This window comes from Undibacterium parvum (assembly GCF_003955735.1).
In the GTDB taxonomy this organism is placed as follows: domain Bacteria; phylum Pseudomonadota; class Gammaproteobacteria; order Burkholderiales; family Burkholderiaceae_D; genus Undibacterium; species Undibacterium parvum.
The window spans coordinates 4,742,158-4,768,866 of record NZ_CP034464.1 but is presented as its reverse complement, the minus strand read 5'-3'; the positions used below and the strand labels follow the sequence as shown (position 1 = coordinate 4,768,866).

The following is a 26,709-nucleotide window of genomic DNA, read 5'->3' as shown; positions in this document are numbered from 1 at the left end:
TCGTCTATGATGCTGAGCTACTCATTACCCGCAACTAAGGCTTCTTGCTATAGCTGAGCTTAGTCGCGATCTACAAAACTAAAATACGATGATGATAAAGAGACTCTCAGCTTACCTGGTTAATTTTCGCACTCATTGCTCAATTTGCTGGCGGCAGTGGCCAGTATGCTGTTTAGCGATCTTGCTTGGTTTTAGTACTAATTCAGCGCAAGCGAGTGCGCTAGATGGCGCCCAGTTACCGGCTTGGTTCGCGATTCCATTTGTTGGCTTATTACTGAGCATCGCTTTGCTGCCCCTGTTCTTGCCGCGCGTATGGCATCAACATTTTGGAAAAATTGCGGCAGGGTGGGGCTTAATGTTTGTATTGCCTTGCGCTGTGCAATATGGACTGGAAACGGTTGCACTTTTAATTAGTCATACTTTGTTTGCCGAGTATTTGCCTTTCATTATTTTGCTGTTGACTTTATTTGCGGTGGCCGGCGGCATTTGCGTGCATGGTAATTTACACGGCACTCCTGAGTTAAATGTGGGTTTGCTAGCGATAGGAACCGCCTTGGCTAGCCTGATGGGAACCACTGGAGCCGCCATGTTAATGGTGCGCCCTTTGATACGAGCCAACGATAATCGCCAGCATGTGCAGCATGTGATGGTGTTCTTTATTTTTTTAGTCGCTAATGCGGGTGGCGCTTTGACGCCCCTGGGTGATCCGCCGCTATTTTTAGGTTATTTACAGGGCGTAGACTTTTTGTGGACGCTCAAACACCTCAGTGTGCATACCTTGTTTCTTTGCTGCAGTCTGCTGGCGATTTTTTATGCATTGGATAAATATTACTACCATCGTAGAGAGGAAGAGTTGCCGATACGCTCCGATCCTACGCCCGATTCGGCAATTAGTATCGAAGGTAAGCTGAACTTCGCCTTGTTGGCTTTGGTGGTTGCTTTGGTGTTGATGAGTGGAGCCTGGAAACCAGGCATTAGCTTTGCGCTGTTTGGGCTTGACTTAGAATTGCAGAATGTCTTGCGCGATGTTGGCTTGTTGCTGGTGTTGGGCATTTCGCTAAAGTGGGTGCCAGATGGAGCCTCGGCGCGCTTAGGTAATGAGTTCGCCTGGTCACCAATGAGTGAGGTGGCAAAATTATTTGCTGCGATTTTTGTCACTATTATTCCGGTCATCGCTATCCTAAAGGCGGGCCCATCGGGCGCTTTTTCAGCGGTGATACATGCAGTATCAGATGCGCAGGGGCAGCCTATTAATGCCATGTATTTTTGGGCGAGTGGTGCGCTCTCTTCGTTTCTTGATAATGCGCCTACCTATCTGGTATTTTTCAATACAGCGGGCGGTGATGCTAGCGTGTTGATGGGGTCAATGGCGGGCACGCTGGCGGCAATTTCTTGTGGTTCTGTGTTTATGGGGGCGATGAGTTATATCGGCAACGCCCCCAATATGATGGTGAAATCGATCGCCGAACAGCGCGGCATCGTCATGCCTTCCTTTTTTGCCTACATGACTTGGTCTTGCGGCATCTTGTTGCCCTTGTTCGGCTTAATGACCGTGCTTTTTTTTTAAATAAATAAATTTACGCAAAGATAATTCACCGACGATGAAACCCGCAATTTTAGTCGCACGTGCGATTTTTCCGCAGACGCTGGCGCGCTTAGCTGAACATTTCGAGTTAGAGACTAATCAAGATGACCTGATCTTTACGCCGCAAGAATTGGTCGCTAAATTACACGGCAAGCAGGGCTTGCTGTGCACCGGTAGTGCGCGGATTGATGCGCAGTTATTGGCGCAGACACCGAGGCTGAAAATGGTGGCGAACATGGCGGTCGGCTATGACAATATTGATTTGGCAGCTTGTACGCAATTTCAGGTTATGGCCAGTAATACCCCCGATGTTTTAAATCAAACTACGGCCGATTTTGCCTGGGCCTTGCTGATGGCAACGGCGCGTAGAATCACCGAAGCCGAGCATTATTTACGGGCGGGAAAATGGGATAAGTGGAGTTACGATGCCTTTCTCGGTGCCGACCTGCATGGTGCGACCTTGGGGATACTGGGCATGGGAAGAATAGGGCAGGCGATTGCACGCCGCTCTATGGGTTTTGATATGCAAGTGCTGTATCACAATCGTAGCCGCTTAAGCCCTGAGCAAGAGAGTTACGCCAACAATGCGCAGTATGTGAGCAAGCAAGAATTGCTAAGTAGGGCTGATCATCTGATCCTCATTTTGCCGTATTCAGCGGCCACCCATCATGCGATAGGCGCCGCTGAGTTGGCCATGCTGCGGCCATCGGCTACTTTGGTCAATGTGGCGCGTGGTGGTATCGTGGATGATGCGGCTTTAATCGCTGCTTTACGGCAGAACAAAATAGCGGCTGCCGGCCTCGATGTATTTGAAGGCGAGCCGAATCTGAATCCTGATTTTTTGACTTTGAAGAATGTGGTCTTGACACCGCATATTGCCAGTGCCTCGGCCGCGACCCGGCGTGCGATGGCAAATTGTGCTGCGGATAATTTGATTGCGGGTTTGACGCATCAGCGACCGCCGCATTTGTTGAATCCCGAAGCTTCTTCATAGATTCAGGATACTAGAGGGGAGTAGCTGGTATTTTCCTGGGTATCGCGCATTATCTATGCGGGCTAGAAAATATACTCCCCTCGTTTCTGACAAATTGTTGCGATAGTACGAGACCGCTTAGTACGAGACCGATCAATTAGTCTTTCAGACCTTCGACTAAATCGATGTATTGTTGCATCGCGGCATCTTTGCTGGTGCCCGATAGCGCAGCCCAGCCATCAAACTTGGCGCGTGCTACGAAGTCGGTCATGCCTGGACGGTCGCCCGTAGCGTCACCGGTGCTGCCTTGCTTGTACAGAGCGTAGATCTTGAGCAAAGTCATGTTATCTGGACGTTCTGGTAAATTCTTAGAATCGATTTGGGCTTGGTTGAATTGGTCTAACAGGCTCATGGATAACTCCGGTTACAAAGTGGAAAGCCGCTAAAGTAGCACACAAATTTGTGCTACTAAAGCAGATACTTAGAGTATGTGCTCAGGCGCTGAAGCTGCGCCTGAGGAGGGGGTGGTGTTAATGGATGGTAGGCTCAGCGCCGCAGCAGGCCTTGTATTTTTTACCGCTACCACATGGGCAGGGATCATTGCGACCCACTTTAGGCGCATCGCGCTTGACGGTGGTCACGCCGGACTTGCGTAAAGGTGCCCAGAAACGGCGTATCAGCGGAATCGAAGCTTCCAATTGCAGCGATAAGTGATGACATTTCTCTGGCGTGTCGACCAGCGTCAATTCGTTTTCTTCTATCTCTTCTGCGCCCAGCAAGTAAATCGTGGTCAGCAAAGGGGCGATCTCATCGGATTCCCAGGCTGCTTCCCATGCTTCTTCGCGCAATTGCATGCCTTCCCAAAAACCCCAAGCCCAGGTTTCGCCATCGATGAGTTCTTTGCCGTCTTGCTCCATGACGCAAAATAGCGGCTCGAATTCTTGCGGTGCGACCTCAAAGGTAATTTGTATCTCGTTCATGAAGCGCGCGATTAAATTGGAAATGCGCTGCAATTCTTTTTCGTTCTTAAATGTTGGCTCTGCCTGATCTGGCAAACCCCAAACCAGTGGCAGCCATTCCGCCATGGCGATTGCCTCAGGCCCCAATGCAATTGCGGTCAGGTAGCCATGTAAGGCATCCATGGTCATGCCTTCGTCGCCAACGCGATCTGACATCAAAAATTTGTCGAGTTCGTTGAATTCTTTGTCGCTCAGGGGTTCGTCTAAATGCATGTTGGGGCTCTTAATTAGAAATAAGCTGAAATTTGAATAAGCGAAGTGTAGCGCTTTGTCCCGCTCTCGTGGGGGATTGCACGTACAATATTGCCTATGACTGAACTTTTTCCTCCCTCTGAGTCGCCGCTAGCGGCGCGATCTGATGACCCAGACTCTTTTGCCGGGCTCAGCCCCGATTGCGTGCTCGATGCCTTGCATAGTGCGGGTTTTCAATGTGATGGACGGCTGCTGGCTTTAAATAGTTACGAAAATCGTGTCTATCAGCTAGGCATGGAGGAGGGCGCGCCCCTAGTTGCGAAATTCTATCGCCCGCAGCGCTGGACTGATGCCGCCATCCTCGAAGAGCATGCCTTCGTCAGCGCCCTGAGTCAGGCGGAAATTCCGGTGGTGCCGGCTTTAGTCGACGCAGCTGGTCAAAGTTTGCATCATTTTCAGGGCTATCGATTCTCGGTGTTTAGCCGCCAGGGTGGGCGCGCGCCTGAATTAGACCGCGCCGACACCTTAGAGTGGTTAGGACGCTTTATTGGGCGCATTCATGCGCATGGTGCGCTCAGTGCGTATCAGCATAGACCGACGCTGGACCTAGAAAATTTCGGGCGTCAGCCAGTCAAGTTTTTACTTGAGCATGACTTTATTCCTGTTGATATACGGCCCGCCTATCTGAGTATCAGCAGTTTGCTCATCGATGCGGTGGCTGCTTGTTTCGATAAAGCAGGCGACTATCCTTTGATACGCTTGCATGGCGATTGCCACATGGGCAATGTGCTGTGGACCGATAGTGGCGCCCATCCGGGGCCGCATTTTGTGGATTTTGACGATAGTCGAATGGGGCCCGCGATCCAGGATCTCTGGATGCTGTTATCGGGTAGTCGCGCTGAAATGACGGCGCAGCTTTGTGATATTTTGGCCGGCTATGAAGATTTTTTTGATTTTCAGCCGCGTCAATTGCATTTGATCGAGGCACTGCGCAGTCTGCGCCTCTTGCATTATTCGGCATGGTTGGCGCAGCGCTGGGACGATCCAGCCTTTAAGCTGGCTTTCCCCTGGTTTAATACTCAGCGTTATTGGCAGGATAGAATACTCGAGTTACGCGAGCAATTAGCCATCCTGGACGAGCCACCGTTGGTGGTGTAGCCAATAGAACGCCGCTTTTCGCCTATTTCAGCCACCAAAAATCATATTTATTTTTTACTTTTTTACTCAGCACATAGACCTATCATGACTCAAGACGAACTCAAACTAGCTGTTGCGCAAGCCGCCATTCACTATGTAGTTGAAGGTGAAATCGTTGGCGTCGGCACCGGCTCGACCGCGAATTTTTTCATCGACGAATTGGCTAAAATTAAACACAAGATCAAGGGGGCAGTGGCCTCATCTGAAGCAACGGCGGAGCGACTGCGCGGCCATGGTATCGCGGTGTTTGACCTCAATCAAGTCGAGGCGATGTCGGTGTATATCGATGGTGCCGATGAGATCACGGCGCAAGGTGCGATGATTAAAGGGGGCGGTGCCGCCTTGACGCGTGAAAAAATTGTCGCCTCAGTCGCAAAGCAATTCGTCTGCATCGCTGATGGCTCAAAACTGGTGAACCGTTTAGGACGCTTCCCGCTGCCGGTTGAAGTGATCCCTATGGCGCAAGCAGTGGTGGCGCGCAAGCTAAGTGCATTTGGCGGCGAAGCGCGTCTGCGCTTAAAAGACGGCGTGCCGCTGATTACCGATAACGGTAACTACATCATCGATATGCATGGCATGCAAATTGAAGACCCGATTGCCTTAGAAGCTGAAATCAATAACATCGTCGGGGTCGTGACGGTGGGTTTGTTTGCAAAACAGGGCGCTGATGTATGTTTGCTGGGAACAGCGGAAGGTGTGAAGACTTTAAAGTTCTAAATAATTGCAGTGAAATTTAAAAAGCCGCGAGCGCCTTGGTGCTCGCGGCTTTTTGTTTGTGGCGTGTGACTTGGGCTTGGTATCTTGGCGTTCCTATCTTGGAATTCATAAGCAAGCTTTAAAGATGGTTAAATCTCCACATTTGCATTGATTATGCGCAAACTATTGTCGAAATTACCGCATTTATAGAATAAAATGCAATGCGAAAAATGCATTTTATTTAGTCTTGCCTGACCAGTCTAAAAATCTGCTTTTCATTTCTTAACCATGGCTAGCCAGCCCGAACGCCGCATCTCTTGGCTTATCGCTGCTATGCCTATTTAATACAGAGGAACACATGAAACAATATGGCGCGGAATTTATAGGGACCTTTTGGTTGGTGCTGGGCGGTTGTGGCAGTGCTGTGTTAGCGGCGGCTTTCCCCGCTTTGGGCATAGGTTTGCACGGCGTCTCACTGGCTTTCGGTTTGACGGTGTTGACGATGGCCTACGCCATCGGCCATATTTCGGGTTGTCATCTGAATCCAGCGGTGTCCATAGGATTGTGGGCTGGTGGCCGTTTTCCTGCCAATAAACTACTGCCGTATATCGTGGCACAGGTCGCTGGGGGTATCGTTGCGGGCGGCGTCTTGTATCTGATTGCTAGTGGTAAAGCCGATTTCACCCTCAATGCGTTTGCCTCGAATGGTTATGGCGAGCATTCTTTGGGCGGCTATTCTATGCAGGCAGCCTTGATAACGGAAGTGGTAATGACCATGATGTTTCTGTTTATTATTATGGGCGCAACGGATAAGCGCGCTCCGCAAGGTTTTGCGCCTATCGCGATCGGTCTGGGTTTGACCTTAATCCATCTAATCAGTATTCCTGTCACCGGCACTTCGGTGAATCCTGCACGTAGTACTGGGGTCGCGGTGTATGTGGGCGGCTGGGCAGTGGAGCAGTTGTGGTTATTCTGGCTGGCACCTATCGTGGGTGCGGTCTTGGGCGCGCTGACTTACAAGGCGGTCGCTTCCGAGTAGCGGGAGTAGTGACAGGGAGTAGTGGCAGGGAGTAGTGGCAGGGATTGCGGTCGCTAGCTCTCGTTGCAGTAATTGGAGTAATTGTAATAATTGTAGTAATGATGTCTGTTTTGTCGGCAGTGCGCTGGGATAGGCTTAATCGAGCCAGGTCTGAACGCACTGCTTTTTCTTTTCGTGCCTTGGCTTAAATTTAAGCTGGTTTTGATCTAAATTGATGCATTGCGTCATGAGAGCAGCTATCCTGTAGGCTTACTCACACTCCTCCTTAGATTACCATGACCCATCCTGCGCTCACCTCTGAAGAAATCATTGCTTCGACTCAAGACTGGCTAGAGAAGGCCGTGATCGGGCTCAATCTGTGTCCCTTCGCGAAAGCGGTGCACATCAAACAGCAAATCCGGTATTTTGTCAGCCTTGCGACCACCCCGGAAGAGCTATTGCAAGACTTGATACGTGAACTCGAAGTGTTGGCCGAGGCGAATGCAGATAAGATAGAAACCACCTTGTTAATTCATCCGAACGCGTTGAGTGATTTTTTGGATTACAACGAATTCCTAGATATTGCTGATGCCGCCTTGGAAGACCTGGATCTGGACGGTATTTTGCAAGTGGCCAGTTTCCATCCTGACTATCAGTTTGCCGATACCGAGCCTGATGACATAGAAAATTTCACCAATCGTTCACCGTTTCCGACTCTGCATCTGCTGCGTGAAGAAAGTATCGATAGGGCGGTGCAAGCATTCCCCGAGGCGGACGATATCTACGAGAAAAATATGCAAACTTTGCGAGAGTTGGGCTTGGATGGCTGGAAAAAATTATTTCCAGCACAAGTTAAGGCTTGATTAAACGCCAATTTTTTGCTGCGGCCTGATTCGACTATTTTTTTGCTCGGTTGGGTTTTTCCGTTAATCGGCAAAATAAAGCGCGCTGAATAAGCTTTCAGCAAGACAATGCGGTGCGTATCAAAAGTATTTCCGAGATTTTATTCGGAAAAGCCTATCAAGTTTTTATATCCTTATATCGCAAGGTAATTTGTAAAATTATTTTTATAATTTTACAAATTCAGGCTTTGCTGACCAAGTAATTAAATATACTGGGGTGGGGTATATTTTAAGATCCGCACAGATCATGCGCAGATAAGCATGTTTTTTCATATACCCCATTAAATGAATGTGTTCTTGGACGCGATATGCGCCCTAGGCTTTGATGTTGAGAAATTAAATGAAAAATATTTTTCATAATTTTCTTGGGCATCGATCAAAAATTAAGCATCTTGTTTAGGAAATCCAGTATTTCCGGTTTTTACTGCTTAAATTTTAAGCAGTGCCGCCTTGTTATTTTGCGTAGCAGCATGTAGAGTAACAGGTTGTTTTAACGCTTTTTTCACCCTTGTCCTCTACCGATTCTCAAATTCTATGGCTTTAATTGTCCACAAATACGGCGGTACATCGATGGGCTCTACTGAGCGCATCAAAAACGTCGCAAAACGCGTCGCAAAATGGCATGACGCTGGTCACCAAATCGTGGTGGTACCGTCTGCAATGTCTGGCGAGACCAATCGTATTATCGCGCTGGCCAAAGAGATTATGTCTGAGCCTGACCCGCGTGAACTCGATGCAATCGCCGCCACCGGCGAGCAGGTCTCGGTTGGTTTATTGGCGATGGCATTGCTGTCTATCGGCAAGCAAGCAGTCTCTTATGCTGGTTGGCAAGTCGCGATCAAGACCGATTCTTCGCACACCAAGGCGCGTATTGCCTCTATCGATGACGCCAAAGTGCGCGCCGATCTGGATGCTGGAAAAATCGTGATTATCACTGGTTTCCAGGGCGTCGATGAGTGTGGCAATGTCACTACTTTAGGTCGCGGCGGTTCGGATACTTCAGCAGTAGCAATTGCCGCTGCTTTGAAGGCGCAAGAGTGCATGATCTTTACTGATGTCGATGGTGTCTACACCACCGATCCACGCGTGGTGACCGATGCGCGCCGCTTGAAGACGGTGACTTTCGAAGAAATGTTGGAGATGGCCTCTTTAGGCTCGAAAGTTCTGCAAATCCGCTCGGTTGAGTTTGCCGGTAACTACCGCATGCCGACTCGCGTCCTGTCATCCTTGACAGACCCTTTAATCCCGCTGGAAGAAGAAGCCAGTTCGGGCACCCTGATTTCGTTTGAGGAAGATACACACATGGAACAAGCTACCATCACAGGCATCGCGTTTAACCGTGACGAGGCTAAGATCACCGTTTTTGGCGTACCAGACAAGCCAGGTATTGCGTATCAAATTCTCGGTCCTATCGCCGACGCAAATATTGAAGTCGACATGATCATCCAGAACCAGTCGGTAGATGGTAAGACTGACTTTACTTTCACAGTACCGCGCGGTGAATATAATAAGGCGATGGAAGTATTGAGTGGCGATGTGAAAGAGCACATTTCTACCGGCAGTATCATTGGCGACCCAAAAGTATCTAAAGTGTCCGTGGTCGGTGTCGGTATGCGCAGTCATGTTGGTATCGCATCGCAAATGTTCCGTACCTTGTCGGAAGAGGGCATTAACATTCAAATGATTTCTACTTCTGAGATCAAAATTTCAGTTCTGATCGACGAGAAATATATGGAGTTGGCGGTGCGCTCGCTGCATAAGGCGTTTGGTCTGGAGTCGGCTGAGGTTCATTAATTCCGCTTTGATAAAATTATTCACTCGCTTATCTTGACAAAGATTGGTCGACTAGCTATAATTTTTATCTTAATTGTTGCCAAGAACGATTGGTAGCAATAGTGTGGAGATGTGGCCGAGTGGCCGAAGGCACTTCCCTGCTAAGGAAGCATTTGGGCTTAACCCCGAATCGTGAGTTCGAATCTCACCATCTCCTCCAGTAAAGATTTATGCCCGCGCAAGCGGGCATTTTCTTTTGTGCTTCCTGCTGCTTTGTTGGAGTGAGCACCAGGAATGATTTAAATATAAAAGTAAGAAGCAAAGTAAGAAGCAAAGTAAGATACAAAGCGATTTCTGATTAGCCTCTTTTGTGGTCACTGGCAAGCAGAGATTGTCTAAAATTCGATGGATGTTGTACTTGAGCATATTCTTAGGTATTTTGAATCTGTTCCTTGAAAATAACTTCTTAATCGCCTATTGTGCAATGCACCAATGTCAATAAGGTGTTCACTTGTCTACACAACACACAAAAAGCAGCCTTGCTGCACTCACGGTTGCTGCCGTCGGTATCGTTTATGGTGATATCGGTACGAGTCCTCTCTATACGATGCAAGAAGTTTTTGCTCCCAAACATGGATTAGCCTTAACGCAAGATAATATTTTCGGTATTGTTTCACTGATCTTGTGGGGCTTGATTTTTATCGTCTCGCTGAAATATGTCACTCTCGTTTTACGCGCCAGTAATCGAGGTGAGGGCGGTATCATGGCCTTGACGGCTCTCGGTTTGGAGTCGGTCAGTAAAAACTCTCGCCTGTATTTCCCTTTAACCGTATTGGGCTTGCTGGGCGCCTCGCTGTTTTATGGTGATGGCGTGATTACCCCGGCGATGTCGGTATTGTCGGCGATCGAAGGCATACAGGAAAAAACCCCGGCTTTAAAACCCTTTGTCGTGCCCATTACTTTGATCGTGCTGATCGGTTTGTATTCTGTGCAGTCTAAGGGGACGGCGGGTATCGCGAAATTCTTTGGACCTATCATGCTGGTTTGGTTCCTGGCCCTGGCTGGTATGGGTATTTACAATATCCTGCGGGTGCCGGCTATTTTGCAGGCATTTAACCCTTGGTATGCCTTGCAATTCCTGTTGAGTCACGGCTGGCTGGCCTTCGTTGCCTTGGGCGCGGTGGTGCTCGCATTTACCGGTTCTGAGGCTTTGTATGCAGATATGGGGCATTTTGGCCCTAAGCCCATACGCACCGCTTGGTTTTTAATCGTGTTCCCTTCCCTTGGTTTAAATTATCTTGGACAAGGGGCCTTGTTAATCATCGATCCTGCTGCCGTCAGTAACCCGTTTTATAACCAGCTAGGTGACTGGAGTATTTATCCTCTGGTGGTGTTGTCGACCATGGCGGCCGTGATTGCCTCGCAATCGACTATCTCTGGCACTTTCTCGATGACCAAACAAGCGATTTCTCTGGGATTCTTGCCCAGGATGAAAATCATCCATACCTCGTCGATGGAGATAGGTCAGATCTATATTCCGGTGGCCAATTGGTTGCAATTATTGGCCGTAGTCGGCGCCGTTGTAGGTTTTGGTTCTGCTTCGAATCTGGCTTCTGCGTATGGAATTGCGAATACTGGCACGATGTTGGTGACCTCATTGCTGACATTCTTTGTGATTCGTTTTGGCTGGAAGTACAATTTGTTTCTGTGCCTGATCTCCACTAGTTTTTTCCTTGCGATCGATGTTTCTTTGTTCTCTTCGAATGCACTCAAGTTTTTCAGTGGAGGCTGGTTCCCAATTGCGCTTGGTTTGCTGATTTTCACCGTCATGCTGACCTGGAAGCGTGGGCGTGAACTGGTCTTTGATAATTTGAAAAAACACGCTATCCCGCTTGAAGAATTCCTAGAGTCTTTGTTTGTTTCGGCACCAGTGCGAGTGGCAGGAACTGCGGTATTTTTGCGCGGTGAGGCTGACGGTGTTCCGCATGCCTTGCTTCACAATTTATCGCACAATAAAATTTTGCATGAGCGCGTCGTTTTCCTGACCTTGCATAACAAGGACATTCCTTGGGTGCCGTTTTCTGACCGGATTAAGGTCACTGATTTGGGTAATTCCTGCTATCAGATCGATGTTTCTTACGGCTTTAAAAATGAACCTGATATTCCTAATGTGCTGGCGCTATGCGCGCCGCATGGCTTGCAGTTTGAGCCTATGGAAACTTCGTATTTTATTTCGCGTCAAACCATCATCTCTACGCCAGGTAGTGGCATGGCCAGATGGCGTGAGGGTCTATTCGTGACAATGTCACGCAATGCACGCGATGCGGCGGATTACTATCAAATCCCGAGTAATCGTGTGATTGAGGTTGGCGCGCAAGTTGAGATTTGAAAACTACGTAAAAGTAGCGATTAAGGCTTATAAAACTCGAATAGCTGTGCTATAATTTTGTTTTTCGCGGCTGTAGCTCAGCTGGATAGAGTACTTGGCTACGAACCAAGGGGTCGTGGGTTCGATTCCTGCCAGCCGCACCAGAATATAGGGACTAGATGAAAATCTAGTCCCTTTTTTCTTTTCCGCCTTACTAAAATAAGGCGCGATCAAAACACTATGACTGCACAAGCGCTGCCGCAGTGCCTATTTTTCTCAAAATACTTCAAATTTTTCGTGCGCGTAAAACATCGCCTAGTTCTTTTGGCGTATCTCCCCATACTTCTGCCGTCTTAATTTCAGCCTTACGGGTAATTTCTATCCGACGCGACTCTCTTTATCCTGATAGCACTGATAAAAGCATAGGGAGTTGATCATGGCAAGTCAAAGTAAGGCCTATTCGGTACTGGCGTCCAGTACCTTGGCGTTCACGGTCTGTTTTACCATCTGGATGATGTTTGGCGTGATAGGTATCCCTATCAAGGCAGCCTTGCACTTGAATGAAACCCAGTTTGGTCTGCTGACGGCAATGCCGGTGTTGACCGGCTCCCTGATACGGGTACCGCTAGGGATTTGGACCGACCGCTTTGGTGGTCGTATCGTGCTGTTCCTGCTGATGCTGTCGACGGTTATTCCTATTTATATGATTAGCTATGCCACCGAATATTGGCACTTTCTGGTGTTGGGTCTATTTGTCGGTCTGGCTGGTGGTTCTTTTTCTGTCGGTACGCCCTATGTCGCGCGCTGGTTTAAAAAAGACCGGCAAGGCTTAGCGATGGGGATTTTCGGTGCCGGTAATTCTGGCGCCGCTGTGAATAAATTTATTGCGCCGGTCTTGATCGCTGCGGCTGGCTGGACGCTGGTGCCTAAGGTATATGCCGTCATGATGTTGGCGGCCGCTTTGATCTTCTGGTTGTTCTCGTCTACCGATCCTGCACATAACGTGAAATCGAGTATCAGCTTTATGGCGCAACTAAAGATGTTGAAAGACCCTAAGGTTTGGCGTTATTGCCAGTACTACTCGGTAGTGTTTGGTGGTTACGTTGGCCTCAGTTTGTGGATGGTGAAGTATTACGTGACAGAGTACGGTTTTGATATTAAGAGCGCCGCTTTGTTGGCGGCCTGCTTCTCGCTCCCAGGCGGTGTGTTGCGTGCATTCGGTGGTTGGTTAGCGGATAAGTACGGCGCTTACAAGGTGACATGGTGGGTCATGTGGGTTTGCTGGGTTGCCTTCTTCTTATTGTCGTATCCGCAAACTGATTTCGCGATTAAGACCGTCACAGGCATGCAAAATTTCCATATCAGCCTTACTCCTGTTGTCTTTACTAGCTTGTTGTTTGTGGTCGGTATCGCGATGGCGGTTGGTAAGGCATCTGTATTCAAATTTATTTCCGATGACTATAGCCACAACATTGGTGCGGTTTCTGGTGTGGTCGGTTTAGCCGGTGGTTTAGGCGGCTTTGTCTTGCCTATCATGTTTGGCGCGATGGTGGATATTACCGGTGTGCGTAGTTCTTGTTTCATGCTCTTGTATGGCACCGTTTGTGTCTCTTTGGTATGGATGCACTTCCAGTTTAAGAATGAAGCGATGCTGCAAGCGAAATCGCTGGCAGCAGCTTGATCCGGTCTGAAAAAATTCTAAAAGGAGTATTCAAATGAGTCATGTATTGAGTAAATGGGAACCGGAAAATACCGAGTTCTGGAGTAAAGAAGGTAGTTCGATTGCGAATCGTAATTTATGGATCTCGATTCCGGCCCTGATGCTGGCGTTCTCAGTGTGGATGCTATGGAGCGTGGTAGCTGCTAATCTGGATAAGGCAGGCTTTAAGTTTAGTAAGGATCAGTTGTTTTTCCTGACTGCCTTGCCGGCGCTGTCTGGTGCCACTCTGCGCATTTTTTATTCCTTCTTGATCCCTATTTTTGGCGGCCGTAAATGGACTGCAATTTCAACCGCGAGTCTATTGATCCCTGCCATCGGTATGGGTTTTGCGTTGCAAGATCCGACCACTAGTTATTCGACTTTATTGATCTTGGCCTTGTTATGCGGTTTGGGCGGTGGTAATTTCAGCTCCAGCATGTCGAACATCAGCTTCTTCTTTCCTAAGTCGCGCAAGGGCTATGCCACCGGTATGAATGCCGGCATCGGCAATCTGGGGGTCTCGGTGGTGCAGTTTGTCGCACCATTCGTGATCACCTCCGCCATGTTTGGGGTGGCTATTTCGGGCGATGGATTTTTGTACCATAACGTCAAGACCAATACCGACAAAATGTTTTGGTTGGCCAATGCTGGTTTTATCTGGGTACCGTTTATCATTGCTGCCACCATCGCGGCCTGGTTTGGTATGAACGATATCGCGTCTGCTAAAGCTTCTTTTGCCGATCAAGCGGTGATTTTTAAACGCAAGCACAATTGGTTGATGTGCTGGTTGTACATCGGAACCTTCGGCTCTTTTATTGGTTTCTCTGCCGGTTTTGCAATGTTGATCAAAGCGCAGTTCCCTGAGGTTGACGTCACTAAGTTTGCATTTTTGGGACCTTTAGCTGGAGCCCTGGCACGTCCATTAGGCGGAATTCTCTCGGATAAAGTCGGCGGTGCCAGATTAACCTTTTGGGTGTTTGCCGCCATGGTGGCAACCATCCTCATAGGGATCTTGCCAGCGCTGCACGATCATCAATTCATAGTGTTCTTAGTTTCTTTTATCGGTATGTTCATACTCACCGGCTTGGGTAATGGTTCTACTTTCTGCATGATACCTATCATCTTCCAAACTGAACGTGAACGTGCGGTGGCTGGTAAGGGCGATCTGGCGATTAAGCAGGCGCGTCTGGATGCGGCGAAAGAATCAGCAGCGGTGCTAGGTTTTTCTGGCGCTATCGGTGCTTACGGTGGTTTCTTTATTCCACAAAGTTTTGGTACTTCGATCAAGATGACAGGCGCACCGGATATGGCCTTGTATACGTTCATTGCTTTTTATCTTAGTTGCATGGTCATCACTTGGTGGTATTACTCGCGTAAAGGCGCAGAAATGCCTTGTTGATTACTACTCCGTTTCGAAAAAACCTCCTTAGGGAGGTTTTTTTATGGGGTACGCCAGCGCGCAGTGTTGATGCGCCTCTCCGGCCAGATAGGCTCAAGACCCGCATGGAATATGCGTGCTGGCGTGCCAGCTAAAAAATACACTAGTCGGACTTATGCAAAATTGCTCTGGTAAGGCGGATGCAACGACGCTGGGGCGGTTTTGCGTAAGACCTAACTAGTTCTAAAGGACTAGTGGGTCTAGTGCCAATGCATGGCAGCTTCTGGCGCACCGAGGAATGGGCGAGGGCGGGCGAAGTCCCTACACTCTTAGCATGTAAGTAATGAATGATGTGGGCAGCGTGCCCTATTGAAATGGAGTTTGCGATGAGTCATTTTCTGGATAGATTGAAGTTCATGTCGAAGGTGAAGGCTACCTATTCTGACGGTCATGGTGCAGTGGTTAATGAAGACCGTCAATGGGAGAACGCCTACCGTTCGCGTTGGCAGCATGACAAAATTGTGCGTTCTACGCATGGTGTCAACTGCACTGGTTCTTGTTCATGGAAGGTGTATGTCAAGAACGGTTTGATTACCTGGGAAACTCAGCAAACTGATTATCCGCGTACTCGTCCAGATTTGCCAAATCACGAGCCGCGCGGCTGCCCACGTGGCGCTTCGTATAGTTGGTATGTGTATTCGGCCCAGCGCGTTAAGTATCCGATGATACGTGGTCGTCTGATGGAAATGTGGCAAGAAGCGCGTAAGACCATGGGTCCGATAGACGCCTGGGAATCAATTAGCCAGAATCCTGAAAAAGCCAAGCGCTATAAATCCGTCCGTGGTCTGGGCGGTTTTGTACGTGCTGACTGGGATACCGCGCAAGAAATGATCGCGGCCTCCAATGCTTTCACCATCAAAAAATTCGGCCCTGATCGGGTTGTGGGTTTCTCGCCAATTCCGGCGATGTCTATGGTTTCGTATGCCGCTGGATCGCGCTACTTGAGTTTGATCGGTGGCGTGCCATTGTCCTTCTACGACTGGTACTGCGATTTGCCACCGGCCAGCCCGCAAGTCTGGGGTGAACAGACGGATGTACCTGAGTCGGCTGACTGGTATAACTCAACTTATCTGATGGTTTGGGGCTCAAATGTGCCGCAAACTCGTACTCCCGATGCCCACTTCTACACCGAAGTACGTTACAAGGGTACCAAGACTGTTGCCGTATCGTCTGACTTTGGCGAGATGGTGAAGTTTGGCGATATCTGGATGGCGCCAAAACAAGGAACGGATGCCGCACTGGCGATGGCGATGGGCCACGTGATCCTGAAAGAATTCCATTTAGAGAATAAATCCCCGTATTTCCGTGGCTACGTCAAGCAATACACCGATATGCCTATGTTGGTACGCTTGGTTGAGCGCAATGGTTGTTATGTGCCAGATCAAATGCTGCGTGCATCGCAAATGCCGGGCGGTCTGGATGAGGCGAATAATGGCGACTGGAAGACGCTCGCGATTGATGAAACGACGGGTAAAATTGTCTCGCCGAATGGTTCTATCGGTTACCGCTGGGGCGAAGGCAAGTTTGATGACGGTGCCAAAGTTGGTCGCTGGAATCTGGAAGCCAAAGACGGTGGTTCCGGTCGTGAAATCGATCCGCAATTGAGCCTGATTGGTAAGCACGATGAGATCGTCAGCGTAGGTTTCAGCTATTTCGGTGGCACGGACGCCAACGATATGCTGCAACGTAATTTGCCAGCAAAACGCGTTACTTTGGCTGATGGCACAGTGGCCTTGGTGGCGACCGTGTATGACTTGTCTATGGCGAACTATGGCGTCGATCAAGGTCTGGGCGGTGCGGTTGCCCATTCTTATGATGACGATGTGCCTTACACACCGGCATGGCAAGAGAAACACACGAGTGTCAAGCGTGATCTGGTGATACAAGTGGCACGTGAGTTTGCACAAAACGCCCATGACACCGAAGGTAAGAGCATGGTGATCGTTGGTGCAGCTTTGAATCACTGGTACCACAACGATATGATTTATCGCGGCATCATTAATATGCTGATGATGTGCGGTTGCGTTGGTAAATCGGGTGGTGGTTGGGCGCATTATGTGGGTCAAGAAAAACTACGTCCGCAATTTGGCTGGGCACCTTTAGCTTTTGCCAGTGACTGGGTACGTCCTGCACGTCAGATGAACGGCACTAGTTTCTTCTATGCGCACACTAGCCAATGGCGTCATGAGAAATTGGCGATGGATGAGATCCTCGCGCCAACAGCTGACAAATCCAAGATCAGCCACATGAGCATGATCGATATGAATGCCAAGTCCGAGCGCCTGGGTTGGTTGCCATCGGCTCCGCAATTGGAAACTAATCCTTTGGATATCTGCGATGCTGCGGCAAAAGCAGGTGTCGATACGGTTGAATATCTGAAGACGGGCTTGAAATCTGGCACCGTGAATATGAGTTGCGACGATCCGGATAATCCTAAAAATTTCCCGCGTAATATGTTTGTATGGCGCTCGAATATTTTGGGTAGCTCAGGCAAGGGCCATGAATACTTCCTGAAGTATTTGCTGGGCACGCAGAATGCCTTGTTTGATGATCCGGATGACGCTGTCAAGCCAACAGAAGTGAAATTCCGCCCAGTCGCGGCCGAAGGTAAGCTCGATTTGCTGGTGGTACTCGATTTCCGTATGAGCACCACTTGTCTGTATGGCGATATTGTCCTGCCGACCGCAACCTGGTATGAAAAAGATGATCTGAATACCTCAGACATGCATCCCTTCATTCACCCACTTTCGGAAGCGGTACAGCCTCTGTGGGAAAGTAAAACTGACTGGGAAATCTACAAAGGTATCGCCAAGAAATTTACTGAAATCGGTGGCGAATATCTGGGTACCCGCAAAGACATCGTGTTGCAACCTTTGATGCACGATACACCGGGTGAACTAGGTCAGGCGTTTGAGCCTAAAGACTGGAAAAAAGGCGAATGCGATCTGATTCCAGGCAAAACTGCACCGAATATGATCGTGGTTGAACGTAACTACAAAGACATCTACAAGAAGTTTACTTCTATCGGGCCTTTGCTGGATAAGTTAGGCAATGGCGGTAAAGGAATTAACTGGAATACCGAGCACGAAGTGAAAGAAATCGGCGGCATCACTAAGTTGGTAACCGAAGAGGGTGTCAGCAAAGGTCGCCCACGTCTGGATACGGCGATAGACGGTTGCGAAATGATTTTGACTTTTGCGCCAGAAACCAATGGCCATGTCTCAGTCAAGGCTTGGGAAGCGCTGGGTAAAATTACCGGTCGTGACCATACTCATCTGGCGGTAGGGCGTGAGCATGACAAGATCCGTTTCCGCGATGTGCAGTCGCAACCGCGCAAGATTATTTCGGCACCGACCTGGTCAGGTTTGGAATCGGAAGAGGTCAGCTACAGCGCCGGTTATACCAATGTGCATGAATATATCCCTTGGCGCACACTGACTGGTCGTCAGCAGTTTTACCAGGATCACCGTTGGATGCTTGATTTTGGTGAAGGTCTGTGTGTCTACAAGCCAGCGATTGACACTAAAACTGTAGTGCCGATGTTGAATAAGTCACCGAACGGTGAGAAAGAAATCGTTCTTAACTTTATTACGCCGCATCAGAAATGGGGTATCCATTCCACCTATTCTGACAACCTGCGCATGCTGACCTTGAGCCGTGGTGGTCCACACGTCTGGGTCTCAGAAATAGAGGCGAAAGAAGCTGGTTTGGTGGATAACGATTGGGTAGAAGTATTTAATAGTAACGGTACTTTGACTGCCCGTGTGGTTGTCAGTCAGCGGGTGCCAAAGGGCATGTGCCTGATGTATCACGCTCAGGAAAAAATCGTTAATACGCCAGGTGCAGAGCTCTCAGGCAAGCGTGGCGGTATTCATAACTCGGTGACACGTGCGGTGTTGAAACCTACCCACATGATAGGCGGTTATGCGCAGCAGGCTTATGGCTTTAACTACTATGGCACGGTCGGTAGTAATCGCGATGAATTTGTGGTTTTGCGTAAGATGAAAAAAGTAGATTGGCTCGACGGTCCCTTGGACGAAGCAGAGCACGACAAACAAGGAGCAGCATCATGAGAATTCGCGCACAAGTAGGCATGGTGCTTAACCTGGATAAATGTATTGGTTGCCACACCTGTTCGGTCACATGTAAAAACGTCTGGACTAGTCGTGATGGTGTCGAGTACGCGTGGTTTAATAACGTCGAAACCAAGCCAGGTATCGGTTACCCGAAGGAATGGGAAAACCAAAAGAAATGGAAGGGCGGTTGGCACAGAAATGAAGCCGGTAAACTAGAGCCTAAACAAGGCGGTAAGTTGCGCATCTTGAGTAACTTGTTCGCGAACCCGAACTTGCCTTCGATTGATGATTACTACGAGCCATTTACCTTTGATTACGAGCATCTGCAAAATGCACCGTTGATGCAGACTCCGCCGACAGCGCGTCCTGTGTCCGTGATTACCGGCAAAAAGATGGAAAAAATCGTCTGGGGCCCGAACTGGGAAGACGATTTGGGCGGCGAATTTAGTTCGCGTAGCCGTGATCAGTTGTTTGAAGGCGTACAGAAAGAAATGTATTCGACTTTTGAATCCACTTTCATGATGTATTTGCCACGCTTGTGCGAACACTGCTTGAATCCTGCTTGCGTCGCATCTTGCCCATCCGGTTCTATCTACAAGCGTGAAGATGACGGTATCGTACTGGTGGATCAGGATAAGTGCCGCGGCTGGCGTATGTGTATTTCCGGCTGCCCTTACAAGAAAATTTACTATAACTGGAGTTCAGGCAAGGCCGAAAAGTGCACGTTCTGCTACCCGCGTATCGAAGCTGGCCAGCCGACTGTATGCTCTGAAACCTGCGTTGGTCGTATCCGTTATTTAGGCGTCTTGCTGTACGACGCAGACAAGATAGAGTCGGCCGCATCGGTGCCGAACGAGCAAGATCTGTATGAGGCGCAACTCGATTGCTTCCTTGATCCGCATGATCCTGCCGTCATTGCTGAAGCGCGCAAGCACGGTATTCCGGATAGCTGGATCAGCTCGGCACAAAAGTCGCCGGTGTACAAGATGGCAGTCGAATGGAAAATTGCTTTCCCGCTGCATCCTGAATATCGCACTTTGCCTATGGTCTGGTATGTACCGCCGCTGTCACCAATCCAGAAAGCGGCAGAAGCTGGCCACATGGGCATGAACGGGATTATTCCTGACGTCAAGTCCTTACGTATTCCTGTACGTTATCTGGCGAATCTTTTGACCGCCGGTAAAGAAGAGCCAGTCTTAAAAGCACTCGAACGTATGCTAGCAATGCGTGCCTACAAACGTGCCGAAGTGGTGCATGGCCAGGAGGATAAGGCGGTCTTGGCGCAGGTAGGTTTAACTGCTGCACAGGTCGAAGACATGTATCAAACCATGGCGATCGCTAATTACGAAGACCGTTTCGTGATTCCGTCTTCGCATAAAGAAATGGTAGAAGACAGCTTTAACGAAAAAGGCAGTTGTGGATTTACTTTTGGCAATGGCTGTTCTGGTGGTACTTCGGACGGATCGCTGTTCGGTAAAAAACCACAAGGCAGCGTGATTTTTGTCGATATGCCGAAGTCGCGTAAGAAGATGTCCACCATTGATTAGGTTTACTCCCTTCTCCCGCTAGCAGGAGAAGGGTAGGGGATGAGGGTGATTGAGTAGCCGTAGTCGATCTAGCTTCTCGGGAATTTCAGGCACCCTCACCCTAGCCCTCTCCCGCTCGCGGGAGAGGGGATCTTAAAGCGAATTATTGATTGTCTTGGTTTTTCAAAGGACAGACAAAACAAAAGGAAATATCATGCAAATTTATCGCATATTGTCAGCTCTACTCAGTTACCCGCAACCGGATTTGATTGCGGCCATCCCTGAAATTGAGCAAGCGCTTGTCGCCGAGCCAGAATTTCTGGAAGTACTACATCCATTACTGACGGCTCTCAAAACGAGTAATCTGATCTCGCTACAAGAAAATTATGTAGGCACTTTCGATCGCACTCATTCATTGTCCTTGCATTTGTTTGAGCACATCCATGGCGAAAGTCGTGATCGTGGTCAGGCCATGGTCGATTTGATAGAAGAATATCGTCGTCACGGTTTTGAGCCGGAGTCTAGCGAGTTGCCAGATTTCGTGCCCTTGTTTTTAGAATTCTTGAGTTTAATGGATGCTGAAACTGCAGAAAAACTGCTGGGCGAGGCCATTCACGTGTTAGCTGCGATCGGTATGCGTTTAAAGCGTAACGATAGTCCGTATAACGGCATCTTTATGTTGTTGACGACCTTGACCGATGTCGTCCCGCAAGAGCAGGGCGAGCCACCAGTACGTGACATGGACGACGCAATGGAAACCTTCGGACCTGGTGCCGATGGTGTAGAGCCGCTGCTAAAGCCAAATATGTCTGGCTGCTCATCGGCGTCCAAACCAATCAATTTTCACCCGCGGCAGCCGCACTCTGGCCCTAGCGCAACTGCTCAATAAGGAGAGACGATCATGAATTACTTACATCAATTTATCTACGGGATTTATCCCTACATCGCGCTGGCGATCTTTTTGTTCGGCAGTCTGGCGCGTTTTGAGCGTGAACAATATACCTGGAAGAGCGATTCTTCCCAGATGCTGCATGAAGGCAATCTGCGGGTCGGTAATATCCTATTTCATATCGGCATTATTGGTTTGTTCTTTGGTCATATGGTCGGTTTGCTTACTCCGGTGATCGTCTGGGATACGCTAGGTGTTACACACACGCTTAAACAAATGATCGCGATGGTAATGGGCGGCATATTCGGCACTTTATGTATGCTGGGTTTGCTGATCTTGATGCACCGTCGTTTTACCAATGCCCGTATCGCTGCAGTGACAAAAACCGGTGACAAGATCTTATTGCTGTGGATCTTTCTGACCTTGGGTCTGGGTTTGTCGACGATATTTGAATCGGCCAATCATACCGATGGTCACATGATGGTTTTATTGATGACTTGGGCGCAGCACATCATCACCTTCCGTGGCGATGCAGCAGAATTTATCATCGCTGCCCCCTTGCTGTTTAAGCTGCATCTGTTTATGGGTTTAAGCCTGTTCGTGATCTTTCCGTTCACCCGCTTGGTGCACGTGTGGAGCGGCTTTGCTTCGGTTGGCTATATCAGCCGTGCATGGCAGTTGGTCCGCCCCCGTTAATTTATTTAGGAGAACAACATGCCTGTCATCGTCAATGGCTATGAACTCAATGATGCCGAGATGGAGCAAGAATTGCCGGATCATCAGGACGCCACCGATCCGCTGCAAAGCGCCATGACCGCGCTGGTGTTACGTCGGGTCTTGCTCGACGAGGCGCGTCAACTAGAACTTAAAGCCGATAGAGACGATGCCCTGATCGAAGCCTTGCTGGCGCAAGAGGTGAAAGTGCCGATGCCGGGTCGCGAAGAGTGTCTACGTCAATATCAGGCGCACCCAGCGCGGTTTACTGTGGGTGAACTGGTGGAAGCGAGCCATATCTTGTTTCAGGTCACGGCAGGCGTTGATCTGGATGCTTTACGCAAACACGCATCCATCGTTCTGGCCGATCTGCTGGAAAACCCTCAGCAGTTTGCTGAATGCGCTAAAGCCAATTCCAACTGTCCTTCAAGTGAGGTCGGCGGTAGTTTGGGGCAGATTACACGTGGTGCGACCGTAGCAGAGTTTGAGCAGGCGGTATTTTCTGGCGTGGCAGGCCAGCTTATTCCGCGTCTGATTGAAACCCGCTTTGGCTTGCACATTATTCAGCTGGGCCGTAAGGTCGATGGTCGACTCCGGCCATTCGAAGAAGTTGAAAGCAGTATCGCGGACGCGATGCGTATGGCGAGTCATGACCATGCGGTGCGTCAGTATCTGCAATTGCTGGTCGGTCGTGCCAAGATCTCCGGTATCGATCTGCCGGGTGCCGATAGCCCGCTACTGCAATAGAGTAGGGTGCGCCATGCGCACCTATCTACAATTATTAAATTCCTAGGGTGCAAATGGTGAAGATGGTGCACCTACAGGAAACATAGAAGGTAAGAGAAAAATGTCTAAAGCAATGATGGAAATGGTAAAGCAGCACACCGAATGTGACGATCAGCTCAATCGCTGCGAAGTGGCGCTGCATAAGGGTGATATGGCGTCAGCAGGGCGCAACTTCCGCCTATTTAGTGAGGAGCTTGATCTGCATTTTGGGCTGGAAGAAAATAAACTTTTCCCTGCATTTGAAAAAGCCACCGGCATGACCAGTGGACCGACGGTAGTGATGCGTGGCGAGCATGCCGAAATCCGTAGCTTGCGTGATGAGGCCTATGCCGCGATCGAAGCCAACCAGGCAGAAGTAGCACTGGCAGCGATCGATACCCTGAACGTTTTGATACAGCAGCATAACGTCAAAGAGGAAAACGTCCTGTATCCTATGTGTGGCGGTAGTATTCCTAATCTCGACGCGGTACTTGGTTTTGGTAGCACTTGCTGCGGCTCTTGTTCCTAAGTCGACGCAAATTTGGCGTAATTTAGAGATAAGCTCCTTTTGGCCACTGTAAAAATTCTCAACTACGAACTGGCACCATCACCGGCGACTATTTTTGGTTGCTTGTTGCCGGCACCTTGGTTGGGAATGGTGGCGGGGCTGTTACTCGCTTTCGGGCCTAATGCAGGTTTGCCCGATCGCTTCGCGCCTCTGACTTTGGCGATCACGCACTGCCTGGTGTTGGGCATGCTAGCACCCATCATGATAGGTGCCCTGTTTCAGCTGATGCCCGTGGTCGGTGGCCAGACGGTCAACGCGGCGCGCTATATTTCTCCCTTTGTCGCATTCGGCTCGGCCATGATTGCCGCTGCGCTGTCGTTCGCATTTCTATTCGGGGATACGCGCGGCTTCTTGTTTGCTGCCGGACTGGCAGCACTGTTGTACGGCGCTGTTGTCCTGGCTTTGGCGCATACCGCATGGCGTGTCAGCGTCATAGACGCAACTACTCGTACTCTGGCATGGATATGTGTACCGCTGGCTATCGTGGTGAGTTTGGGAATAGGCCTGGCGGCTGCTCTTGCCGGCTGGTGGTCGATTGATGTCTGGTATTTTCTGGATCTGCACGTGGCATGGGGCGTGGTCGGATGGATAGCCACATTAGTCATAGGTATCGCGTCTACCGTGGTCCCCATGTTTTGGCAAACCCCCAAGCCTAGCCTGTGGTGGCAGCGTAGTCTGCCGGGATTGCTTTGTTTGCCATTGCTGTCTATGCCGTTTACTTTGCTGCGCGCGTCTTCGATCTTACTCGCTTGCCTGCTGGTGATGGTTTTCGCACTGTTTGCAATGCGCGCTGTGTGGCGAGCCAAGCGAAGTTTTGATCCGGCCTGGATACTCTGGCTGGTGTGTACCGCGAGCTGGTTTTTTGCCGCGCTTTTGACTGCCAGTTCCGCCTTGTTTGAAGCGCAATTACCAGCGAAATTAAATGCCAGTTTGCCGTGGTGGATAGGGGTATTGGCCCTGGTCGGTGGCGCGGTGCTGCCAATCAATGCCATGCTGGGCAAGATCATCCCGTTTCTGGTGTTTCTGCACTTACGTCGGCAAATACCTATGGGGCGGCGGGTTCCGACCATGCAGGCGGTATTGCCACCGCAGCGCTTGAAATGGCAAGCGCGTCTGCTCTTGCTCGCTTTGTTGTTACTGTTGTTATTGCCTGTGATGCCTAGCATGCTTGCGCCTGCTGCCGGACTAGCCTTTGCGCTGTCACAGGGGATGATCGCTGCACTACTAATGCTCTGCCTGTTTTCGTATCGGCGCGAGCTACTACCGGTTCTGCGTGCTAATAAGCTTCAAAAATAGCCAATAGCTTACTGAGATCAATCTAACAGCCAGTGCCGATCCGCCTCAAAATAAATTTAGGCACCACGCCAAGGCGCATATTCCATGCGGCTTTCAAGGCAGATAGGCTGGAAACCCGCATGGAATATGCGCAGTGGCAGGGTGCCAAAATAAAATCAGAGTAAGCAGTATCCCCCAAAGGAACTAGGCATAAATAGCTTGGCGGAGAATTGTCAATCAGGGCATTCGCCAGCACAATGAAGTCATGCAAACTTCTTATCCCCCATCTGCCTCCCCCTCGCCTGCGCTGATCGATAGATTTGGTCGCAAAGTGAGCTATTTGCGTTTGTCCGTAACCGATCGTTGTGATTTACGTTGTAGCTATTGCCTGCCGAAGGGATTTTCTGGATTTGAAGAGCCAGAGAATTGGTTGCGTTTTGATGAGATAGAGCGGGTGGTCGCCGCCTTTGCTCGTATGGGCGTATCGCGCTTGCGTATGACGGGTGGCGAGCCGCTGTTACGTCGTCATTTGCCTAAGCTGGTAAGTAGTTTGTCCGGCTTACCAGGCTTAAAAGATATTTCACTCTCTACCAACGCCACCCAGTTACATAAACATGCAGTTGCCTTGCGCTCTGCCGGGGTTAGTCGTATTAATGTCAGTCTCGATAGCCTAGATAAGGCATGCATGGAGAAGATCACCGGCCGCGATAGCTTCGCTAGCATCATGGCGGGGCTGCAAGCGGGGAAGCAAGCCGGATTTGATCCTATTAAACTCAATATGGTGGTGATGCGTGGCGTCAATGATCACGAGATCATGCGTATGGCGCAATATTGTTTTGAGGAAGGTTTCATACTCAGGCTGATAGAGGCGATGCCTATGGGCGAGACCGGGCGCAATAGTCAGTATCTCGATGTGGGACCAATACGTGAACAACTGGTCAGGCAATTTAACCTCAAACCTGCAGCGGCGGAATTGGGTGGCGGTCCGGCGCGCTATTGGAGTACCCAAGACGGCAAGGGAACTATTGGCTTCATTTCCCCTATTAGCCAACATTTTTGCGCAACCTGCAACCGGGTGCGTTTGTCGGTTGATGGTACCCTCTACATGTGTTTGGGACAGGAAGAAAAATTTGAATTGCGTCCCTTGCTGAGGGCTGGCATTAGTGATACCGAGCTGGAGTCGGCAATCCGCGCCGCCATAGAATTAAAACCAGAACGTCATGAATTTAACGATAATCCGTATAAAATCATCCGTTTCATGGCGCAAACCGGAGGTTGATGTGACTATTCAAAATATTTCGCATTTTATAGAGGGCTTTCAACGCTTTCAAAGCAAGTATTTTTCAGGTGAGAAACACCTGTACGAAAAACTCAATAACGGCCAGAAACCGACGACTTTATTGATAGGTTGCTGTGACTCACGGGTAGACCCTGCTTTATTGCTCGATTGCGATCCTGGCGATATATTCGTGATCCGTAATGTCGCCAACCTGGTGCCTCCATGCAACGAGGCTGGCCATCAGCAAGGCATTAGTGCAGCGGTGCAATTCGCGGTCGAGGCGCTCAATGTCACGCGCGTGATCGTCATGGGGCATGAAAAGTGCGGTGGTATTCGCGCCTTGATGCAAGGTTATAAACCTAGCCGTAAGCTTGATTTTATCGGGCGCTGGATGAAAATTGTAGAACCTGTCAAACAACAGGTTCTGCAGCAATTGAGTCATTGTTCGGTAGAGGAACAGAATCGTGCCTGCGAACTAGGTGCGATCATCATGTCACTGAATAATTTGCGTAGCTTCCCTTGGGTGGCCGAACGTGAGGCCAGAGGCGAGATTGCCTTGCATGGCTGGTATTTTGATATGAGCAATGGCGCATTGCTGGCGTATTCAGATCGCACCGATACTTTCCTTCCTATGGTTTGTCCTTTGGGAATAGTGACGGACCCGCATCAGGGCACGCGCACTATTTCCGCTGCACTAGACGCTGTGAGCCAAGAAGTTTGATTCAAAACAGCTTGATCCATGTCAATAAAGGCTACA

Annotated in this window: 21 protein-coding genes and 2 tRNA genes; 21 read left to right on the top strand and 2 right to left on the bottom strand. The window is 49.5% G+C overall.

Annotation, left to right across the window (positions count from 1 at the left end):
• Positions 1-181 precede the first annotated feature (181 nt).
• Together EJN92_RS20715 and EJN92_RS20710 are read left to right on the top strand one after the other, a co-directional pair.
• Positions 182-1,567, top strand: a complete 1,386-nt coding sequence (locus EJN92_RS20715; protein WP_227869623.1) for a sodium:proton antiporter — start codon at positions 182-184, stop codon at positions 1,565-1,567.
• Between the two features lie 34 nt (positions 1,568-1,601).
• The gene (locus tag EJN92_RS20710; RefSeq protein ID WP_126129567.1) at positions 1,602-2,579 is read left to right on the top strand and encodes a 2-hydroxyacid dehydrogenase; all 978 of its coding nucleotides are present in this window, start codon (positions 1,602-1,604) and stop codon (positions 2,577-2,579) included.
• Positions 2,580-2,715: 136 nt separating this feature from the next.
• Here EJN92_RS20710 and EJN92_RS20705 read toward each other — a convergent pair whose 3' ends face one another.
• Positions 2,716-2,970 (bottom strand): acyl-CoA-binding protein, encoded by a 255-nt coding sequence (locus EJN92_RS20705; RefSeq protein WP_126129566.1) that lies wholly within the window; start codon positions 2,968-2,970, stop codon positions 2,716-2,718.
• A 118-nt stretch (positions 2,971-3,088) separates the two neighbouring features.
• Positions 3,089-3,790, bottom strand: coding sequence for a UPF0149 family protein (locus EJN92_RS20700; protein ID WP_126129565.1), 702 nt, complete (start codon positions 3,788-3,790; stop codon positions 3,089-3,091).
• A 96-nt stretch (positions 3,791-3,886) separates the two neighbouring features.
• On the opposite strand from EJN92_RS20700, the gene EJN92_RS20695 reads away from it, so the two are divergent.
• The 19 genes from EJN92_RS20695 (at position 3,887) to EJN92_RS20605 (ending at position 26,673) form a co-directional block, all read left to right on the top strand.
• Positions 3,887-4,927: a serine/threonine protein kinase gene (locus EJN92_RS20695; protein ID WP_126129564.1), complete on the top strand. Its 1,041-nt coding sequence runs from the start codon at positions 3,887-3,889 to the stop codon at positions 4,925-4,927.
• Between the two features lie 84 nt (positions 4,928-5,011).
• Positions 5,012-5,683 (top strand): ribose-5-phosphate isomerase RpiA, encoded by a 672-nt coding sequence (gene rpiA / locus EJN92_RS20690; protein ID WP_126129563.1) that lies wholly within the window; start codon positions 5,012-5,014, stop codon positions 5,681-5,683.
• A gap of 337 nt (positions 5,684-6,020) precedes the next feature.
• On the top strand, positions 6,021-6,701 hold the full coding sequence (gene aqpZ, locus EJN92_RS20685; RefSeq protein WP_126129562.1) for an aquaporin Z: 681 nt from the start codon (positions 6,021-6,023) through the stop codon (positions 6,699-6,701).
• 275 nt (positions 6,702-6,976) lie between these two features.
• A complete protein-coding gene (locus EJN92_RS20680) occupies positions 6,977-7,543 on the top strand; it encodes a DUF1415 domain-containing protein (RefSeq protein ID WP_126129561.1) in 567 nt (188 codons plus the stop codon).
• 573 nt (positions 7,544-8,116) lie between these two features.
• Entirely contained in the window at positions 8,117-9,376 is a 1,260-nt protein-coding gene (locus EJN92_RS20675; protein ID WP_126129560.1) for an aspartate kinase, read from the top strand.
• A gap of 105 nt (positions 9,377-9,481) precedes the next feature.
• A tRNA-Ser gene (locus EJN92_RS20670) sits at positions 9,482-9,575 on the top strand.
• A 291-nt stretch (positions 9,576-9,866) separates the two neighbouring features.
• Positions 9,867-11,744 (top strand): potassium transporter Kup, encoded by a 1,878-nt coding sequence (locus EJN92_RS20665; protein ID WP_126129559.1) that lies wholly within the window; start codon positions 9,867-9,869, stop codon positions 11,742-11,744.
• A gap of 66 nt (positions 11,745-11,810) precedes the next feature.
• Positions 11,811-11,887, top strand: a tRNA-Arg gene (locus EJN92_RS20660).
• 272 nt (positions 11,888-12,159) lie between these two features.
• A complete protein-coding gene (locus EJN92_RS20655; RefSeq protein ID WP_126129558.1) occupies positions 12,160-13,404 on the top strand; it encodes an MFS transporter in 1,245 nt (414 codons plus the stop codon).
• 34 nt (positions 13,405-13,438) lie between these two features.
• Positions 13,439-14,821, top strand: a complete 1,383-nt coding sequence (locus tag EJN92_RS20650) for a NarK family nitrate/nitrite MFS transporter (protein ID WP_126129557.1) — start codon at positions 13,439-13,441, stop codon at positions 14,819-14,821.
• A 365-nt stretch (positions 14,822-15,186) separates the two neighbouring features.
• Positions 15,187-18,933, top strand: coding sequence for a nitrate reductase subunit alpha (locus EJN92_RS20645; RefSeq protein ID WP_126129556.1), 3,747 nt, complete (start codon positions 15,187-15,189; stop codon positions 18,931-18,933).
• Positions 18,930-20,483: a nitrate reductase subunit beta gene (gene narH / locus EJN92_RS20640; RefSeq protein ID WP_126129555.1), complete on the top strand. Its 1,554-nt coding sequence runs from the start codon at positions 18,930-18,932 to the stop codon at positions 20,481-20,483. Before EJN92_RS20645 ends, narH begins: the two co-directional genes overlap by 4 nt.
• A gap of 193 nt (positions 20,484-20,676) precedes the next feature.
• Complete coding sequence (gene narJ / locus EJN92_RS20635; protein ID WP_126129554.1) at positions 20,677-21,351, top strand: nitrate reductase molybdenum cofactor assembly chaperone; 675 nt, start codon at positions 20,677-20,679, stop codon at positions 21,349-21,351.
• Between the two features lie 12 nt (positions 21,352-21,363).
• A complete protein-coding gene (gene narI, locus EJN92_RS20630) occupies positions 21,364-22,047 on the top strand; it encodes a respiratory nitrate reductase subunit gamma (protein WP_126129553.1) in 684 nt (227 codons plus the stop codon).
• 18 nt (positions 22,048-22,065) lie between these two features.
• Positions 22,066-22,812 carry a peptidylprolyl isomerase gene (locus EJN92_RS20625; RefSeq protein ID WP_126129552.1) on the top strand — a complete coding sequence of 249 codons (747 nt, stop codon included), beginning with the start codon at positions 22,066-22,068 and terminating at the stop codon, positions 22,810-22,812.
• 100 nt (positions 22,813-22,912) lie between these two features.
• Positions 22,913-23,359 (top strand): hemerythrin domain-containing protein, encoded by a 447-nt coding sequence (locus EJN92_RS20620; RefSeq protein WP_126129551.1) that lies wholly within the window; start codon positions 22,913-22,915, stop codon positions 23,357-23,359.
• A gap of 39 nt (positions 23,360-23,398) precedes the next feature.
• The gene (locus EJN92_RS20615; RefSeq protein ID WP_126129550.1) at positions 23,399-24,694 is read left to right on the top strand and encodes a hypothetical protein; all 1,296 of its coding nucleotides are present in this window, start codon (positions 23,399-23,401) and stop codon (positions 24,692-24,694) included.
• 244 nt (positions 24,695-24,938) lie between these two features.
• Positions 24,939-25,952, top strand: a complete 1,014-nt coding sequence (gene moaA, locus EJN92_RS20610) for a GTP 3',8-cyclase MoaA (RefSeq protein WP_126129549.1) — start codon at positions 24,939-24,941, stop codon at positions 25,950-25,952.
• Position 25,953: 1 nt separating this feature from the next.
• Positions 25,954-26,673: a carbonic anhydrase gene (locus tag EJN92_RS20605; RefSeq protein ID WP_322348671.1), complete on the top strand. Its 720-nt coding sequence runs from the start codon at positions 25,954-25,956 to the stop codon at positions 26,671-26,673.
• Positions 26,674-26,709 lie beyond the last annotated feature (36 nt).

What these genes read in the sequence shown, in the direction of transcription:
- moaA (WP_126129549.1), top strand. Translation starts at nt 24,939, where the DNA reads ATGCAAACTTCTTATCCCCCATCTGCCTCCCCCTCGCCTGCGCTGATC.
- EJN92_RS20645 (WP_126129556.1), top strand. Translation starts at nt 15,187, where the DNA reads ATGAGTCATTTTCTGGATAGATTGAAGTTCATGTCGAAGGTGAAGGCT.
- EJN92_RS20705 (WP_126129566.1), bottom strand. Translation starts at nt 2,970, where the DNA reads ATGAGCCTGTTAGACCAATTCAACCAAGCCCAAATCGATTCTAAGAAT.
- EJN92_RS20680 (WP_126129561.1), top strand. Translation starts at nt 6,977, where the DNA reads ATGACCCATCCTGCGCTCACCTCTGAAGAAATCATTGCTTCGACTCAA.
- EJN92_RS20675 (WP_126129560.1), top strand. Translation starts at nt 8,117, where the DNA reads ATGGCTTTAATTGTCCACAAATACGGCGGTACATCGATGGGCTCTACT.
- EJN92_RS20655 (WP_126129558.1), top strand. Translation starts at nt 12,160, where the DNA reads ATGGCAAGTCAAAGTAAGGCCTATTCGGTACTGGCGTCCAGTACCTTG.
- EJN92_RS20620 (WP_126129551.1), top strand. Translation starts at nt 22,913, where the DNA reads ATGTCTAAAGCAATGATGGAAATGGTAAAGCAGCACACCGAATGTGAC.
- aqpZ (WP_126129562.1), top strand. Translation starts at nt 6,021, where the DNA reads ATGAAACAATATGGCGCGGAATTTATAGGGACCTTTTGGTTGGTGCTG.
- narI (WP_126129553.1), top strand. Translation starts at nt 21,364, where the DNA reads ATGAATTACTTACATCAATTTATCTACGGGATTTATCCCTACATCGCG.
- narJ (WP_126129554.1), top strand. Translation starts at nt 20,677, where the DNA reads ATGCAAATTTATCGCATATTGTCAGCTCTACTCAGTTACCCGCAACCG.
- rpiA (WP_126129563.1), top strand. Translation starts at nt 5,012, where the DNA reads ATGACTCAAGACGAACTCAAACTAGCTGTTGCGCAAGCCGCCATTCAC.
- EJN92_RS20710 (WP_126129567.1), top strand. Translation starts at nt 1,602, where the DNA reads ATGAAACCCGCAATTTTAGTCGCACGTGCGATTTTTCCGCAGACGCTG.
- EJN92_RS20695 (WP_126129564.1), top strand. Translation starts at nt 3,887, where the DNA reads ATGACTGAACTTTTTCCTCCCTCTGAGTCGCCGCTAGCGGCGCGATCT.
- EJN92_RS20625 (WP_126129552.1), top strand. Translation starts at nt 22,066, where the DNA reads ATGCCTGTCATCGTCAATGGCTATGAACTCAATGATGCCGAGATGGAG.
- EJN92_RS20700 (WP_126129565.1), bottom strand. Translation starts at nt 3,790, where the DNA reads ATGCATTTAGACGAACCCCTGAGCGACAAAGAATTCAACGAACTCGAC.
- narH (WP_126129555.1), top strand. Translation starts at nt 18,930, where the DNA reads ATGAGAATTCGCGCACAAGTAGGCATGGTGCTTAACCTGGATAAATGT.
- EJN92_RS20650 (WP_126129557.1), top strand. Translation starts at nt 13,439, where the DNA reads ATGAGTCATGTATTGAGTAAATGGGAACCGGAAAATACCGAGTTCTGG.